This window comes from Sphingobium sp. TomMM35A (assembly GCF_054771735.1).
The window spans coordinates 495,998-510,449 of record NZ_BSRC01000002.1 but is presented as its reverse complement, the minus strand read 5'-3'; the positions used below and the strand labels follow the sequence as shown (position 1 = coordinate 510,449).

The following is a 14,452-nucleotide window of genomic DNA, read 5'->3' as shown; positions in this document are numbered from 1 at the left end:
CAGGTCAGTCGAAATTGGCCTGTCCACCGTCAAGCGGGATGGTGGCGCCCGTCAGATAGGACAGGTCCGATCCGCACAGGGCGACAATGGCGCGGCCGATATCTTCCTCCAGCCGGCCGATGCGGTCGAGCGGGATGGTGCGAAAGAAGGCCTTTGCCTCCTCGGGATTATTCTCGATCCACCATTTGAGGCCCGGCGATTCGGCGTGCGGAGCGATGGTGAGGACGCGGATATTCTGCCGCCCCCATTCCGCCGCGCCCGCGCGGGTAAGGACACGGGTCGCCTGCTTCACAGCGCCATAGCAGCCATAGCCGGTCATGTCCCAGCGGATGCCAGCGGAAGAAGCGAAGTTGAAGATGGTGCCGCCGCCGCGCGCCGCCATATGGGGACGCACCAGCTTCATCAGGCGGAACGAGGCGAGGGGGCCAGATTCAAATCCTGCCAGGAAAGCCTCGTCCGTCACTTCATCGAGCAGGCCAAGCGGCACTTCCTGCGCATTGTTGATCAGGATATCGACGCCGCCAAGATCGCTGACCGCCCGGTCGACGGCAGCGGCGAGATCGTCCGCTGCCTTTACGTTACAGGCGACGGCGATGGCGCGAACGCCATGGCCTTCGGCAAGGCGTGCGGTTTCCTGCACCTTTTCGAGCGTCCGCCCTGCCAGCAGCAGATTCACGCCTTCAGCCGCAAGGGCTGTGGCGATGCCCTGCCCGATGCCCTGTCCCGCCCCGGTGATCAGGGCAACCTTGCCTTTGAGAGCCGACATCGCTCTATCCTTTCCCTTCATTTTGTTTCTGTGTCTTGCGCGTTGCCGCGCCTTGGATGTCAGACCTGGCGCGGCCGCAAGATCGCGTCGCTGCCGCCGTCGATGAAGATCAACTGACCCAGCAGATAGTTATTTTCCATGTTGAGCAGGAAGTCGAGCAGTTCAGCAATCTGTTCCGGCCCGGCATACTCCTTGACGGCGATCGGATTGCTCTGATTGATGAGCTTGACCATGTCCGGCTGGCTGAGCAGCGGTGTCGTCATCGGCGTTTTCACCACGCCAGGCCCGATGCCATTCAGCAAAATGCCTGCGCCGCCCCATTCGGGCTGCACCGCGGCGCGGCGGACCCATTGCGACAGTGCGTTTTTCGACGTGGAGTAGGCGTTGCCTCCATCATTCGCCATGGCTTCGCGCGCGGCCTCTTCCTTGCCCGCGAGGCAGAGTTCGACCACCTGGGCGTTGGACGGCAATATGGCTGCGGTGGAGCAGATGGCGACGGCGCGCGGACGGGCGGACTTCGCGAGCAGGGGCCGCAGTCCTTCCAGCGTGGCGACCGCGCCGAAATAGTTGATGCCGATGGTCTCCCGCTCCATCCCCTGAGCCGAGATGCCTGCCCCGGCAAGCACCGCGTCGATGCCATCGGGGGCTAGGCGCGTGACCTGATCGACCATGCCGGTCCGACCTTCCGCCGTTCCCAGATCAGCATCGATGTCGGAATTGCGCAGGTCGACGCCGATGACGCGGTGACCACCGCGTTCCAGCCGGTCGCGGGTAGCGGCGCCTATTCCCGATGCGGCGCCCGTCACGACTATGGTTCTGCTCATGAAAACACTCTCCGTCTTTTGCTTTGTTGCGTTGTAGATGGCAGTTTTTTCTGCGCATAGCCAGTGCTTGTTCTCTTGCGTGCATGAGATTATCGTTGCGCATATGACGCAGCAGGTTCTGATCGGCCCCAAGGCTCCGTTGGGCAGCGCGGCTGGGCCGTGGACGGTGCTGGCCGTCGTGACGAGCAGCGCCGCGCGCGTCGAACTGCGCCGCTATGAACTGCCCCGGCCCAATGAGATGTGGGAACTGGACGAAGCGCCGATCCTGTCGATCGTCATGCCCCGCGCCGAAGGCACGCAGGGCGAGATCATGTTCGATCTGGGCGACCGGCGGCGGCACAAGGTCGGCCGGCTGATGCTGCGGCCCGGCGGCATAGCGATGCACTCGCGGGGCGATGGGGGCACGCTCGACATATTGACCTGCCGTTTCGATCCGGTGCGCTTCGCGGCGGTTACGGGGCTGTCCGATTGGGATTCGCGGCGGCTCAGCCGATGCGCGTCGATCAGCTCACCGGTGCTGATGGCGCTGGCGGAGCGGCTGAAGCAGGAGACGGTGACGCCGGGCTTTGGCGCGGAGATGGCGGTCGAGGCGCTCGTGCAGCTGGCGATGGTGGAGTTGGCGCGGTTGTTCCGGCGGCCGCGGCAGGCTGACGCCGCGCAGGGCGGACTTGCGCCATGGCAGCTTGCCCGGATCGAGGAAGCGTTACGGTCCAGCGATGGAGAATGGCCGACGACGCAGGCGCTTGCGAGCCTGTGCGGGATCAGCCGGTCGCACCTGTCGCGATCCTTTGCCGCGACGGCGGGCCTGGCGCTGTCCGACCATGCAGCCGCGATCAGAATGGAGCGGGCGCAGGACATGATCCGGGGCGGCGTGCTGCCGATGAACCGCATCGCGGAGGCACTGGGCTTTGCGACCGCGAGTGCGTTCAGCGCCGCGTTCAGGCGCGCGACCGGACTGACCCCGCGCGCGTTCCGGCAGGAGTTTCACTAGGGGCGTTGCGCGCCCCTCGACAAGCTCAGGGCGAACGGGAGCTAGTTGTTGGCGCGTAGAAAGCTGATCAACACTTTTGCGAGTGCTGCGCCCTGGTCTTCCTGGACGAAGTGGCCGCCATTGGGGATGCGCGTGTGCGGCTGCCCTTTGGTGCCGGGAATGCGGCGTTGGAAAACCTCTTCCCAGGCAATTGTGGCCGGGTCCTGATCGCTGAAGGCTGTGAGGAAGGGCTTGTCCCAGCTTTCAAGGAAGCGCCAGGCGGCGCGGTTTGCCTCCAAGCCTTCGGCGCCCTCAGCGATCGGGATGCCACAGGTGATCTGGAGCATGCCTTTCTTGTAGGACGCGTCGGGGAAGGGCGCGGCGTAGGCGGCGAGGACGTCTGCCGGAACATCGGTAGCGCAGGCGCGGCCGACCAGCAGGTCGAGCGGCAAGTCTTCGCTGGTGCGGCAGGTTTCGACCCAGGCGGCGATCTGCTCGCCCGGCCAATCCGCCACGCCGAGCGGCGGCGCATCGCAATTTTGCAGCAGCGTGTTGGTGGCGAGAACGGCGCTGAAACGCTCCGGACATTCGGACAGGACGCGCAGCCCGATGGGGCCGCCCCAATCCTGGCAGACGAGGGTTATGCCGGTGAGGTCGAGCGTCTCGACAAAGGCCCGCATCCATTTGACGAAGCGGTCGAACCCGTAATGGGCGCGGCTGGCAGGCTTGTCCGACTTGCCGAAGCCGATCATGTCGGGCGCGATGACGCGATAGCCCGCTGCCACGACCGGGCCAATCATGTGGCGGTAGAGATAGCTCCAGGTCGGGTTGCCGTGCAGCATGAGGACGATGGGGGCTTCGCGGTCCCCCTCATCCACATAATGCATGCGCAAGGGGCCGAGGCGGGCGTCTTCCACCTCCACATAATGGGGCGCGAAGTCATAGCCCGGCAGAGCGTCGAAGCAGGCTTGCGGCGTACGCAGGATGCCGGGCCGGACTTCCATCGTCAAAGGATGTAGCGTTCGCGATAAGTGGCGAATTCGCGCTTGATCGCCTCTTCATCAAGGCCGAAGCGTTCGAGCGAATAGTCGTGCATCGGCCGCTGCTCGCGCTTGTTGCCCGCGAGGAATTCAGCCAGCACTTCTTCCAGCTGGGCATCGACGGGGATGCCCATGCGAGACAGCACGCGCTCTGCCTGCGCCATCGGTTCCTTGCCGACTTCGCGATAGTCGATGTCGATGAAGCGGTCTTCGCCGATCCGTTCACGCGCTGCTTCGAACAGGCGCATCCATTCTACAAGGCGCGGGAACCAGAAGGCACCGACTTCCGCGTCAGTAAGGGTGGCGCTGAGCTTGTACAGCGCCGCCTGCATGGAGACGTAGGAGGGCACGGTCTGCAACGGGTCGCGGTGCGTCATGATGAGCAGCGCGTCCGGGAAAGCCTTTGCCGCGACTTCCGCATAGGGGAGGTTGGAGGGGCTCTTCAAAATCCACTTGCGGCCCTTGCGCGAAGGGTCCTGCCACTGAAGATATTTGAGGATGGTCTTGAGGTCCTCATGCCCTTTGGACTGGTCATATGTGTTCAGCCAGCGGCTGAAGCTTGGCACATAATTCATGCCCTCTATCATCGTGCTGACGAACATCTGGCCGAGGACCAGGATTTCCTCGTCCGGCGCGTCGGGTTCGAGGGGATGGATGGACGCGAGTTCGGGCGAAAGCTGCAGCCAGCCATCGATCATCGCCTGCGCATAGGCACGGCGTTCGACCGGATTGCCGCGTTCTTCGCCGGGGAAAGGAGCGAAATTCTGCGCCTCGTACCAGCGCAGGCCCGTCATGCCGGGCGCGCTGGCGAGCAGGCGCTGGAAGATGGTGCTGCCGGTGCGCGGCAGGCCCAGGATGATGCCCGCGACATCGACCTTTTCGTCGAGGATTTCCGGGTGGCGCTTGATGTCCTCCACCATGCGCAGGCGGCTGACCAGGCCCTTGACGATGACCTCGGTCGTCAAAGCGCGCCCGGCGGGGGTGAGGCGGCCTTCGCGGTTCGATGCCTCGATATAGCGGTCCATCGGTTCGAAGAACCACTCGTCCCCGAAATCGGAGAGCCCTGCCCGCTCGCGCGCCTGTTGCAGCAGCGCCTCCCGTTCGAGGGGCTGGGTCTGGATCTGGTCGGGCTGGGTCGCCATGGTCGTCACTCTTCTTCAAAAGCTTAAAGGTTGGGGTAGGTCAGCCTGCGGTCTGGCCGCCGTCGACGGGGAAGGCCACGCCGGTGATGCGCTTGGCCTCTGCCGATGCAAGGAACGCAACAGTGTCGGCAATGTCGTCGGTCGTCGCCATCGCGCCGCTGTCCAGCCAGGAGGCCGAACGCATGACCATCTGCCAGTCGATATTGTCCGGCGGCGTCTGATGCAGCATCGGCGTGTCCACGCCGCCCGGGCAGACGGCGTTGACGCGCACGCCTTCCTTCGAAAACTCCAGCGCCAGCGCGCGGGTCAAGCCGACCACGCCATGCTTGGATGCGGTGTAGGCCGAATTATAGGGCACGCCGACAAGACCGGCGGCGGAAGCCATGTTGACGACATTGCCGCGCCGCGCGACCAGATGGGGCATGGCCGCACGGCACATCTGGTAGACGCCCGTCAGGTTCACTGAGATAACCCGATCCCAACGGGTGCGATCGACATCTTCGAAGCGGCCGAAGTCCAGCACACCAGCGATGTTGCAGAGGATGTCGAGCCCGCCATGAAGCGTGACAGCGCGATCGATTATGGCTTTGCAGGATGCTTCATCCGCGACGTCGAGCGCCAACGCGGTGGCCGCCGGTCCAATGGCCTGCGCGGCGTCCTCGACACCCTGCGCATTGCGATCACCGATGACGACTTTTGCGCCGTCTGCCGCGAGCCGCCTTGCCACCGCCAAGCCGATCCCGGACGCTGCGCCGGTCACAACCGCGATCTTGCCATCCAGACGCATGTACCTCTCCTCATCTTTTAATTTGTTGATCGATGCTTGCGTCAATTTGCTACGCAATTCAAGGCTCATGCACGGAAAAACTTGACAAGCGCGAACCTCGCAGGCCTGATCTGGTTCATAAAATCAGAAGGAGGATGTCTGATGCTTTCGCTCCAGGAAATTTCGGACCGGCTTGAAATTCAGGATCTTCTGTCCCGCTACAGCTACGCCATCGATGAGCGGAACTGGGACGGACTGGACGAAGTCTTCACGCCTGACGCGGTGATCGATTATAGCGAGACGGGCGGAGCAAAGGGCAGCGTCGCGCAGATCAAGGCATGGTTGCCGGTTGCCATGGAGCGGTTCCCCCTGTTCCAGCATATGGTCGCGACGACGAAGCTGGAACTGGACGGCGACACGGCCCGCAGCCGGACCATGCTGTTCAACCCGATGGTCTACAAGGGTGACGATGGCAAGGAGCAGGTGTTCTTCATCGGCCTCTGGTATCGCGACAAGCTGGTGCGGACCGGCGAGGGCTGGCGGATTGCCGAGCGGTACGAGGAAATGGGCTACGCCCATAATGTGCCCGAGATGCCGCCGATCCCGCCCGTCCCGGCTTGACGGTCTCGCGCCTGCTTGCGGGCTCCGCGGCCCGCGCTGCCTCTATCTGCACCGGCCAAAATGTCCTATAGCTGGCGTCAGCTGCACGGCATTCGTGCAGCGTCATGGTGCCAGGCCAAGAGGGGGACGACGCCAGCCGATGATCAGCAGCGAGGCAGAAAAAATCGAAGAGGGGGCGAAGAGGCGGGTCGGCAGGCCCAATGCCCGTGAAGCCGAGCTGAAGCATGAGGCGATGTTGGAGGCGGCGCTGGAGGAGTTTTCCAGCCATGGATTTCATGGTGCGTCCGTGCGATCCATCGCCGAGCGGGCGGGCGTGTCGACGCGCACTGTCTATAACCGTTACACGGACAAAGTCGCGCTGTTCGAAGCCTGTCTGGAGATGTCGGCGATCCGCCATCATGTTCCGACAGATGGGAAAGGCACGCTGCGTGAACAGTTGATGCGATATGCGCTGCACGTCAGCAGCCGCGTCAATGAGGACCGACAGGTACGGTTGGCCCGCATCATTTTCCGGGAATGCATCAGCTTTCCTCAATTGGAGGAAGTGTCCCGCCGACAATTTGAGCGGTTTCAGTTGGAACCGCTGCAGAATATCCTGACGGCGCATGGTTTTGCGAAGGCGCAGGCTACGACGCTGGCGGAATTTTATGTCGCCCTGCTGCTGCGGCGGTGGCAGAACCGCATCATCTACAATGAGAAGGCGATGACCCCGGCGCAGATCAGGGCCAATGCCGAAACCGTGACGAACCTGTTCCTGAATGGCGCCAGCGGCATGTCCAACGAGGATCCGAGCACCCGCAAGGCATGACCGGACCTGCCGGGCCGTCAGACTGTAGCGATCGGCGTCACGGGTGAGCCCACGCTGCCGGGCAGGCGGAGTGGCGGCGCGGTGAGCAGGAAAGCATGGCGGCCCCGTTCTCCAAGCCATTGGGCCAGTTCTTCCAGATACCAGAGTTCACCCAGGAAGATGCCCTGGCGGAACAGGCAGAGGTCATGAACAGGCAGGCGGATCGGCGGCGGTTCGGGCGAGAGAATGAGGTCGAGCGCCTCGATCGCGAGATTGTCCGAGCAGATGGCGGTGATGCCGCTGTCGGTGATCCATTGGAGCAGGCTTTCGTCGCGCCCGTCGAGCGCGCACCCGGCCATTGCAAGCGGCACATCCTCGCCGCTCGCTTCCCGGTCGAGCAGCATGCGATCGACACCAGTGTAGAGCAGCAGGAAATCCCCTGTGCGCACCTCCACGCGCTGGGCATCGATCGCGCGCAGCAGATCCTCGCGCGTGACCGGCCGGTACTCCGTTCCATAGGCGGCCTTCAGGTTGACCAGGACGCCGCGCCCTTGCACCCCGGCTGTCGCCAAGGTCTCTATGCCGAGCGCGCGGGCGCAGGGCGCCTCAGCGGCACCTTCACCACCGCTGACATGATCGCCAGCGCGGAAGCCGTTGTAATAGACCAACTCCGCTATGCCATCTCCGTCCGCGTCGAAGGTGCGGCCCCGATGCGACAACGCGTCCCACTGCGTTGAGTGCTGCGTGTATAGCAGGACCCTGTCGTCGCAGGTGGATTCTTCGCCATTGGGGTCGAGGCGGTTGTACATGTCGCCTTCCTCATCGCAGGCCGCGCTGAGCAGCGGCGGGCGGCGGAAAGGCGTGAGGGGAATGGTGGGCACGTTGAGCGGCAGGCTGAGCGTGAAGGCGATGCCTTCCCGGACCTCCGCCATCGCGGCGCGGCGGCGTTCCGGCGTGATCAGGTTCATCCGGCCGATCTGGTCATCCTCACCGAAGTCGCCCCAATTCGACCCTTCGGGCCGGTTCACCCAGCGCGGCATCTCCACTCTCCTCTTATTCTGTCATCCTTGGGATGCAGGCGCATCGTGGCTGCTCTTGCGGCCGGGGTAAAGCTGCATCATGACCCGGCGCAAGCCTTCGCGCCAAGGGACCCGGCAAGGTCCGGTGATCGCGAGACGCCGTGCGTTGTCGACACCGGAGCCGGGCTGCGCGCCGGCCGCGGGAGCGATCTCGACACGCGCAGGGAGGCCGAGCAGACTTCCGGCATAGGCGGCCATGTCCTGCGCGCTCACCATGTCATCCCCTGCCCAATTGACGATGGTCGCGGGGACGCTCGCAGCATCGAGGAGGGCGGGCAGTTGGGCGAGCAGATCGTCGTCATGGATCGGATTATAGGGACAGGGATCGGACCGCGTGATCCATGGGCGGCCTTCCGCCACGGCTTGTGCGACCAGTGTCGGCAATCCCCCGCGCGGGCCGTAGGACGCGCCCATCCGGGCGAGGGTGACGGGTATGCCGAACTCGCGCGCGCAATAGCGGGCAACCGCTTCCTGCGCGATCTTCGCGACCGAATAGGCGGTCATGCCCGGCAGCATGGCGTCGCCGAGCGGATCGGTTTCGCTATAGGCGTGGCGCGGGTCGGGGTGCGGCTTGTAGACGGCGACGGTCGACATGATGAGCGCCGCTTCGACATTGCGGCAGTGGGACAGGAGCAGGCCGGTTCCTTCAGCATTGGTGGTGATCGCCTGATCGCAATCGCTGCCTTCGACCGAAGCGGCGAGATGCAGGACATGCGTGAAGTCGCGGGGGAGGTCGGAAAAGTCTGGCTGCTGGAGATCGACGGCTAGGGTCCTGATTCCCGCATCCTCGACTTCCCGTCGCTGCGCAGGATCGCTGAAGCGGGCGATGCCCCAGACTTCATTGAAAAGCGCGAGGGAACGGGCAAGCGGAAAGGCGATCTGGCCGGCGGGGCCGGTGACCAGGATCTTGCGTCCTTGAAGCGTGGGAGATGATGCCATGATCCGAAGCGTAGGCGAGACGCGGCGCGGACCGTAGCGAGGAGTGCGGTTCTACGCATTTCCGTAACGGAGTGGCGTAAATGTGGCTCTAATTAATGGATGAAATGGTGAATTGGCCACAGTTAGGATATTGATTTCACATCAGGGCATGTTATTAGGCCGCGCGAAGTGAGTGCTTACATAACGTTCCGGTCAACGGAGGTGGCGCTGAACCATAAAAAGGGGAGTCCAGATGTGCGGCCTGTATGACATCATGAAGATGACCGGCAGAGACGCCGCAGCAGCACCTATCCCGAATATCGCCAGCGCGCGCGCCTAATCTTACCCTTGCCTGCATAGGCTGATCCGGTCGGATCGGTAACAAAAATCAATTCAGTAAAAAACGTCTGGAGAGGATTGGGGCTGCGGTGGACGCCGCAGGCCTCTGCACCACATGCATAGGAGAGTGTGAATGTCGTCTGTTATCCGCGCGCGGCGTCGATTGCCGTTGCTTGCCACCAGCATGATGGCCGGTGTTGTCGTGTCGATCGTGGCTCCGGCCGCCCTGGCCCAAACCGAAGCCCAACCGCAGGGCGCGGGCGAGAATATCGGCCTCACTGACATCGTCGTGACCGCCAACCGGCGCGCGGAACGCAACCAGGATGTTCCGATCGCCATCACCGCGCTGTCCGCCGATCGGCTGGAGCAACAGGGCATCGCCAAGGAGCAGGACCTTCAGGCGAGCGTGCCGTCGCTGGTCGTTGGTCCCAACGGTCAGGGATCGCGTGAATCGCAGTCCTTCACCATTCGCGGCCAAGGCGCCACCTTCCAGGCATCGCCTGGCGTCGTCGTTTACATGAACGAAGTGCCGCTGCCCGCTGGCATCACGCTCAGCCAGCAGGGCGGCCCTGGCAACTTTGTCGATCTTGAGAATCTGCAGGTACTGTCCGGCCCGCAGGGCACGCTGTTCGGTCGCAACACGACCGGTGGCGCCGTGCTGTTGGTGCCCAAGAAGCCGACGAACGAGTTCGGCGGCTGGATCAAGGGCGAGATCGGCAATTACGACCGCCGCTATGTCGAAGGCGCGGTCAATGTTCCCGTTATCGAAGACAAGCTGCTGGTCCGCGTCGTCGGCGCATTCCATGATCGCGATGGCTTCACGCGCGATGTCGTATGGAACAAGGATCGCGACGACGAACATTGGTATTCAGGCCGCATCGGCATCACCTTCAAGCCGACCGAGACCATCGAAAACTACACCATGATTTATGGTGCGAAGTCCAGCAACAATGGCGCGGGCTTCGTTCACAAGGGCTTCAACATCGAAGGGCTCAAGAGCCTGGTGAACCCTGCCGATGGCTCGCCGGCCCCCTTCTGCATCGAAGGGCCAACCATTCCGAACGCGGTCGCATCCTGCGACGTGTATCGCGCTGCATCGGCACAGGCCAATGCATTGGGCCCGCGCAAGACCGCACTCGGGGTCGATATCTTCTCGCGCACCAAGACGTGGGGCGTTTCCAACACGACCGATATCGAGTTGAGCGACGAACTGACGCTGCGCAACATTGTCAGCTTCCAGAAACTGAAGCTGGATTATGCCTATGACAGCGACGGCACGATCCTGCAGCAGCATGATGTTGATCCCAATCGCCTGCCCGCTCCAGGCCAGGTCCTGCTGCCAGGTGACAACACGCCGCTGACATATCTCAATGCGTCGGATCCGGGCTTCCCGCGTGACGATCTGAAGCAGTTCACGGAAGAACTTCAGCTGCAGGGATCCACCCTCGACAAGCATCTGACGTACACGGTCGGCGGTTTCTATTATGACCAGCGGCCGAGCGGCAAGCAGGTTGGCGCAGCGATCGTCTACTGCCCGGCTGCGTTCACCGGATCCAATATCGTGTGTCCGTCAAACTACAGCACTTACGGCACGACCCAGACGTCGAAGGCCCTCTACGCTCAGGCAACATTCGATTTCGGAGCGGTGTCGCCTGCTCTGGAGAGCTTGCGTCTGACCGGCGGCTATCGTCACACCTGGGACAAGATCCGTGGTTTTTCGACGGCATTCGTACCGGAGATCAATGGAACTGACGCGACTTGCGCATCGAGTGGTCTGACCGTGCCTCTTGCGACTGCCATCGCGGATTGCACCTACACCGCGGAACTGAACAGCAAGGCTTCGACCTGGCTGATCGGACTTGATTACAAGGTGATGCGCGACGTGCTGCTGTTCGGCAAGGTGAGCCGTGGGTACAAAGCAGGCGGGTTCAACCAGCAGGCCGTGTTCACCAACACCCGAACCTTCCAGCCGGAAAAGGTCACATCCTATGAAGCTGGCTTCAAAGCCGACTTCCGGATTGCCGATGTGCCATTCCGTCTGAATACCAGCGCCTATCTGCTGGACTACAAGGACATTCAGCGGGCTGGGGCGGACTATAATCCCGCGTCGGCTGCTGGTGGCGCGGTCGTCCGCAATGCCGACGCGCGGATCAAGGGTGTCGAAGTCGAAGCTTCCATGCAGCCGTTCAAGGGCCTGGAGATCGGTGGTAACTTCAGCCACACTGACGCGAAGTACAAGACATATGAGTTCACCACGAGCACCGGTGGCTTCGGCTGTAACGGTGGCGTGGCGCCGGGCGGCACTGTGGACCTGAGCTGCCTGCCCTTCCAATATGTTTCGCCATACATCTGGAGCATTCATGCGAATGCCACGATACCGGTTGGCGATGACATGGGTGATTTGAACTTCTTCGTGAATTATTCGCACAGTTCGCGTCAGTATACTGATCCCGGCAACGTGCCTGCGCAGCAGCCGGGCGCCTATCTGGAAGCGTTCGGCTTGCTCAACATGTCGCTCGATTGGAACGGTGTCGCGGGCAGCGGGTTCGATGTGGGGCTGTTCGTCACCAATGCGACCAACAAGCTTTATCGCATCAGCAACAGCAACGTGTACCAGCAGGGCGGGTTGCTGTATCAAACGAGCCTTTATGGCGAACCCCGCATGTACGGGCTGCGCCTGAAGTATCGCTTCGGCGGCGAGTGAAAGAGAGGGCCGGGGAAACCCGGCCCTTTTTCTTTGTGGACATGCCAGGCGGCCAAGGCATCATCGGTATCGATAGATCGGACCGGGAGAGGGTGCATGGTTGCAAACGGATTGCCGGAGCGGCTCACCCGCCCGGAGATGAGTGCGCAGGAGGCGTTTGCCGCGTTTATTGGCGGGTGGCAGCTGGTCCTGTGGACGACCTTTCATCCCGATGGCTCGCGGGATCATCCCTTTGGCACGGATGCCCTCGGCCAGATCATGTACAGCGCCGATGGGCATATGAGCTGTCACCTGATGCAGGCGAACCGGCCCCTGTTCGGCAAGCCCAGCGTGTATCAGGTGAGCGACGAGGCGCTCGGGGGATCGATCCGGGGCTATAGCGGCTATTTCGGGCGCTTTTCGATCGACGCGGAAGCCGGGATGATCATCCACCATGTCGATGGGGCGTGGTATCCCGACTGGATCGGATCAGACCAGCCGCGCCATTATGCATTCGAGGGTGATCGGCTGTTCCTGGAAGCCGCGATTGGTGATGATCTGGTGCGGATCGAGTGGCGGCGCGTGGTTACGGGTCGGGCGCGGGAGATGAGTGGCGTGTGAGGTCGGGGGCGTTGGTAGTGCCTTATGTGACTGGTGGCTTTGAGTGGAAGGAAAGGGCTTCGACAGGCTCAGCCCGAACGGCTGTTGGGTAAATGGTTGAAAAAATGGCGCACAAGCTGCCGTTGCCGGTCAGCCATGCACGCCATTTCTCCATCTGGTCAGGATCACGCGTTCGCGCCGGTCATGTCGCGGGCGGCGACATAGGCGAAGGTCATTGCGGGGCCGATGGTGACGCCCGCGCCGGGATAGCTTTCCCCCATGGCTGAGGCGGCATTGTTGCCGACCGCGTAAAGGCCGGGGATGGGCGCGCCTGCATCATCCAGAACCTGGGCCTTTGCATTGGTGAGCAGGCCGCCATTGGTGCCGATGTCGCCGGGATAGATGGGCATGGCGTAGAAGGGGCCTTTGTCGAGCGGACGCAGGCAGGGGTTGGGGCCGTGGCGGAAGTCGCCATACATTTTGTCATAGGCCGCTTCGCCGCGATGGAATTCGGGGTCTTCACCCTTGGCAGCATGGGTATTGAACCGTGCGATGGTGGCCGAGAGCGCCGCCGGATCGATGCCGATCTTGCCCGCCAGTTCCTCGATCGAGCGGCCTTGCTTCAGGATGCTGCGCACGCCCTTATTATGCATGAAGGTCGGCATGAGCGGGTAGAGCGGGCCCATCGGAAACTGGTGGCGATATTTGTGGTCGAAGATCATCCAGCTGGGGCTGGCATCGTGATGTTCCGCTTCCCGCCGCGCCATCTGCTGGCCGACGATATGGTAAGAGGCGGCTTCGTTCAGATAGCGCTTGCCGCTCTGGTTGACCATCAGGCAGCCGGGCAGCGCCCGTTCGACCGTGCATAGCCGCCCGCGATCTTCGCCGGGCACGTAGAAGACCGGCGCGGCCCAGGCCGATTGCAGGTTCAGCATGTTGGCGCCGACCGCTTCGCCCGCGCGGATCGCGTCGCCGGTATTGCTGGTGACGCCGCCCGAATAGCGGGACGTGGGATAAAGGGGCGAGTTGGCGTCGCGCATCGTCTGGTTCTTGTCAAAACCACCGGCGGCGAGCACCACGCCCCTGCGCACGCCGATGCGGTAGGGCTTGCCATCCTTTTCGATCACGGCGCCAGTGACGCGGCCGTTTTCGCGGATGAGTTCGCTAAGCGGCGTGTTGAGCCAAACGGGCACGCCCGCCTTGTCGAGCGCCATGCGCAGGCCGCCGGTCAGCGCGTTGCCGAGCGTCAAGCGGCGATCCTTGCGCGAGGTCAGGCGGAAGGGAAGGTCGAGCCAGTAGCGCGACATGTTGACGACGAGGTTCTTCATCCAGCCCTTCGTGCGGTAGAGCAGTTCGCTCGTTTCGCTGAAATGCCAGTTGAGATAGCCGAACAGGCTCGCCGCAGGAGACGCGAAGCGCAGGGTTCGGATTTCCTTGCCGAGCGGCTTGCCGTCGATGGGCATGGGCAGATGGGTGCGATAGCCCTGCGCCGACCCGCCGGGATTTTCGGCATGATAATCGGGATAGGGGAAGGCCATGTACTGGACCGGCGTGTTCGCCATGACCCAGCGCAGCATGGGCGCGGCATTATCGACATAGGCGCGGATATTTTCGTCCGGCACATTGTCCGCCGAAAGGCCGCGCAGATAGGTGAAGGCGTTGTCGAGATTATCTTCGAAGCCCGCCGCCTTGGCCACATCGCTGCCCGGGATCCAGATGCCGCCGCCTGACGTGGCAGACGTGCCGCCCCAAAGATCGGCCTTTTCAACGATCAGCACATCGGCGCGGTTGTGCGCTCCGACAAGGCCCGCGAGGAGGCCGCCCGCGCCCGACCCCACCACCAGAATGTCGACTTCCTTGTCCCAATTACTCATTACAGCCCCATTCCGATCCGGGTTCCCAAGCGGACGGGTGGCG

The 14,452-nt window shown here is 62.9% G+C and carries 13 protein-coding genes; 5 read left to right on the top strand and 8 right to left on the bottom strand.

Translation table 11 applies throughout. The annotated features are described in order from the left end of the window. Positions 1–4: 4 nt before the first annotated feature. On the bottom strand, positions 5–766 hold the full coding sequence (locus tag ACYU8T_RS15425) for an SDR family NAD(P)-dependent oxidoreductase (RefSeq protein WP_461160159.1): 762 nt from the start codon (positions 764–766) through the stop codon (positions 5–7). 59 nt (positions 767–825) lie between these two features. Continuing rightward, the gene (locus ACYU8T_RS15420) at positions 826–1,590 is read right to left on the bottom strand and encodes an SDR family oxidoreductase (protein WP_461160158.1); all 765 of its coding nucleotides are present in this window, start codon (positions 1,588–1,590) and stop codon (positions 826–828) included. Between the two features lie 103 nt (positions 1,591–1,693). On the opposite strand from ACYU8T_RS15420, the gene ACYU8T_RS15415 reads away from it, so the two are divergent. Beyond that, entirely contained in the window at positions 1,694–2,581 is an 888-nt protein-coding gene (locus ACYU8T_RS15415) for a helix-turn-helix transcriptional regulator (protein WP_461160157.1), read from the top strand. Positions 2,582–2,622: 41 nt separating this feature from the next. Here the strand turns inward: ACYU8T_RS15415 and ACYU8T_RS15410 are convergent, their stop codons facing one another. The 3 genes from ACYU8T_RS15410 to ACYU8T_RS15400 are packed head-to-tail and all read right to left on the bottom strand — an operon-like array spanning position 2,623 to position 5,529. Next, a complete protein-coding gene (locus ACYU8T_RS15410) occupies positions 2,623–3,564 on the bottom strand; it encodes a haloalkane dehalogenase (RefSeq protein WP_461160156.1) in 942 nt (313 codons plus the stop codon). Between the two features lie 2 nt (positions 3,565–3,566). Further along, positions 3,567–4,742 (bottom strand): sulfotransferase family protein, encoded by a 1,176-nt coding sequence (locus ACYU8T_RS15405; protein WP_461160155.1) that lies wholly within the window; start codon positions 4,740–4,742, stop codon positions 3,567–3,569. A gap of 40 nt (positions 4,743–4,782) precedes the next feature. Beyond that, the gene (locus ACYU8T_RS15400; RefSeq protein WP_461160154.1) at positions 4,783–5,529 is read right to left on the bottom strand and encodes an SDR family NAD(P)-dependent oxidoreductase; all 747 of its coding nucleotides are present in this window, start codon (positions 5,527–5,529) and stop codon (positions 4,783–4,785) included. Positions 5,530–5,670: 141 nt separating this feature from the next. On the opposite strand from ACYU8T_RS15400, the gene ACYU8T_RS15395 reads away from it, so the two are divergent. Next, positions 5,671–6,129: a nuclear transport factor 2 family protein gene (locus ACYU8T_RS15395; protein WP_097093222.1), complete on the top strand. Its 459-nt coding sequence runs from the start codon at positions 5,671–5,673 to the stop codon at positions 6,127–6,129. A 139-nt stretch (positions 6,130–6,268) separates the two neighbouring features. After that, positions 6,269–6,937, top strand: a complete 669-nt coding sequence (locus tag ACYU8T_RS15390; RefSeq protein WP_461160153.1) for a TetR/AcrR family transcriptional regulator — start codon at positions 6,269–6,271, stop codon at positions 6,935–6,937. Between the two features lie 17 nt (positions 6,938–6,954). On the opposite strand, the gene ACYU8T_RS15385 is transcribed toward ACYU8T_RS15390, so the two are convergent. Together ACYU8T_RS15385 and ACYU8T_RS15380 are read right to left on the bottom strand one after the other, a co-directional pair. Next, positions 6,955–7,956, bottom strand: coding sequence for a cyclase family protein (locus ACYU8T_RS15385; RefSeq protein ID WP_461160152.1), 1,002 nt, complete (start codon positions 7,954–7,956; stop codon positions 6,955–6,957). Between the two features lie 21 nt (positions 7,957–7,977). Next, positions 7,978–8,934 (bottom strand): NAD-dependent epimerase/dehydratase family protein, encoded by a 957-nt coding sequence (locus ACYU8T_RS15380; protein ID WP_461160151.1) that lies wholly within the window; start codon positions 8,932–8,934, stop codon positions 7,978–7,980. Between the two features lie 451 nt (positions 8,935–9,385). Here ACYU8T_RS15380 and ACYU8T_RS15375 point away from each other — a divergent pair, with 451 nt between their 5' ends. Further along, entirely contained in the window at positions 9,386–11,956 is a 2,571-nt protein-coding gene (locus ACYU8T_RS15375; protein WP_247232813.1) for a TonB-dependent receptor, read from the top strand. A gap of 96 nt (positions 11,957–12,052) precedes the next feature. Beyond that, a complete protein-coding gene (locus ACYU8T_RS15370; RefSeq protein ID WP_461160150.1) occupies positions 12,053–12,556 on the top strand; it encodes a lipocalin-like domain-containing protein in 504 nt (167 codons plus the stop codon). A gap of 164 nt (positions 12,557–12,720) precedes the next feature. Here ACYU8T_RS15370 and ACYU8T_RS15365 read toward each other — a convergent pair whose 3' ends face one another. Then, positions 12,721–14,409, bottom strand: a complete 1,689-nt coding sequence (locus ACYU8T_RS15365) for an FAD-binding protein (RefSeq protein WP_461160149.1) — start codon at positions 14,407–14,409, stop codon at positions 12,721–12,723. Positions 14,410–14,452: the final 43 nt, after the last annotated feature.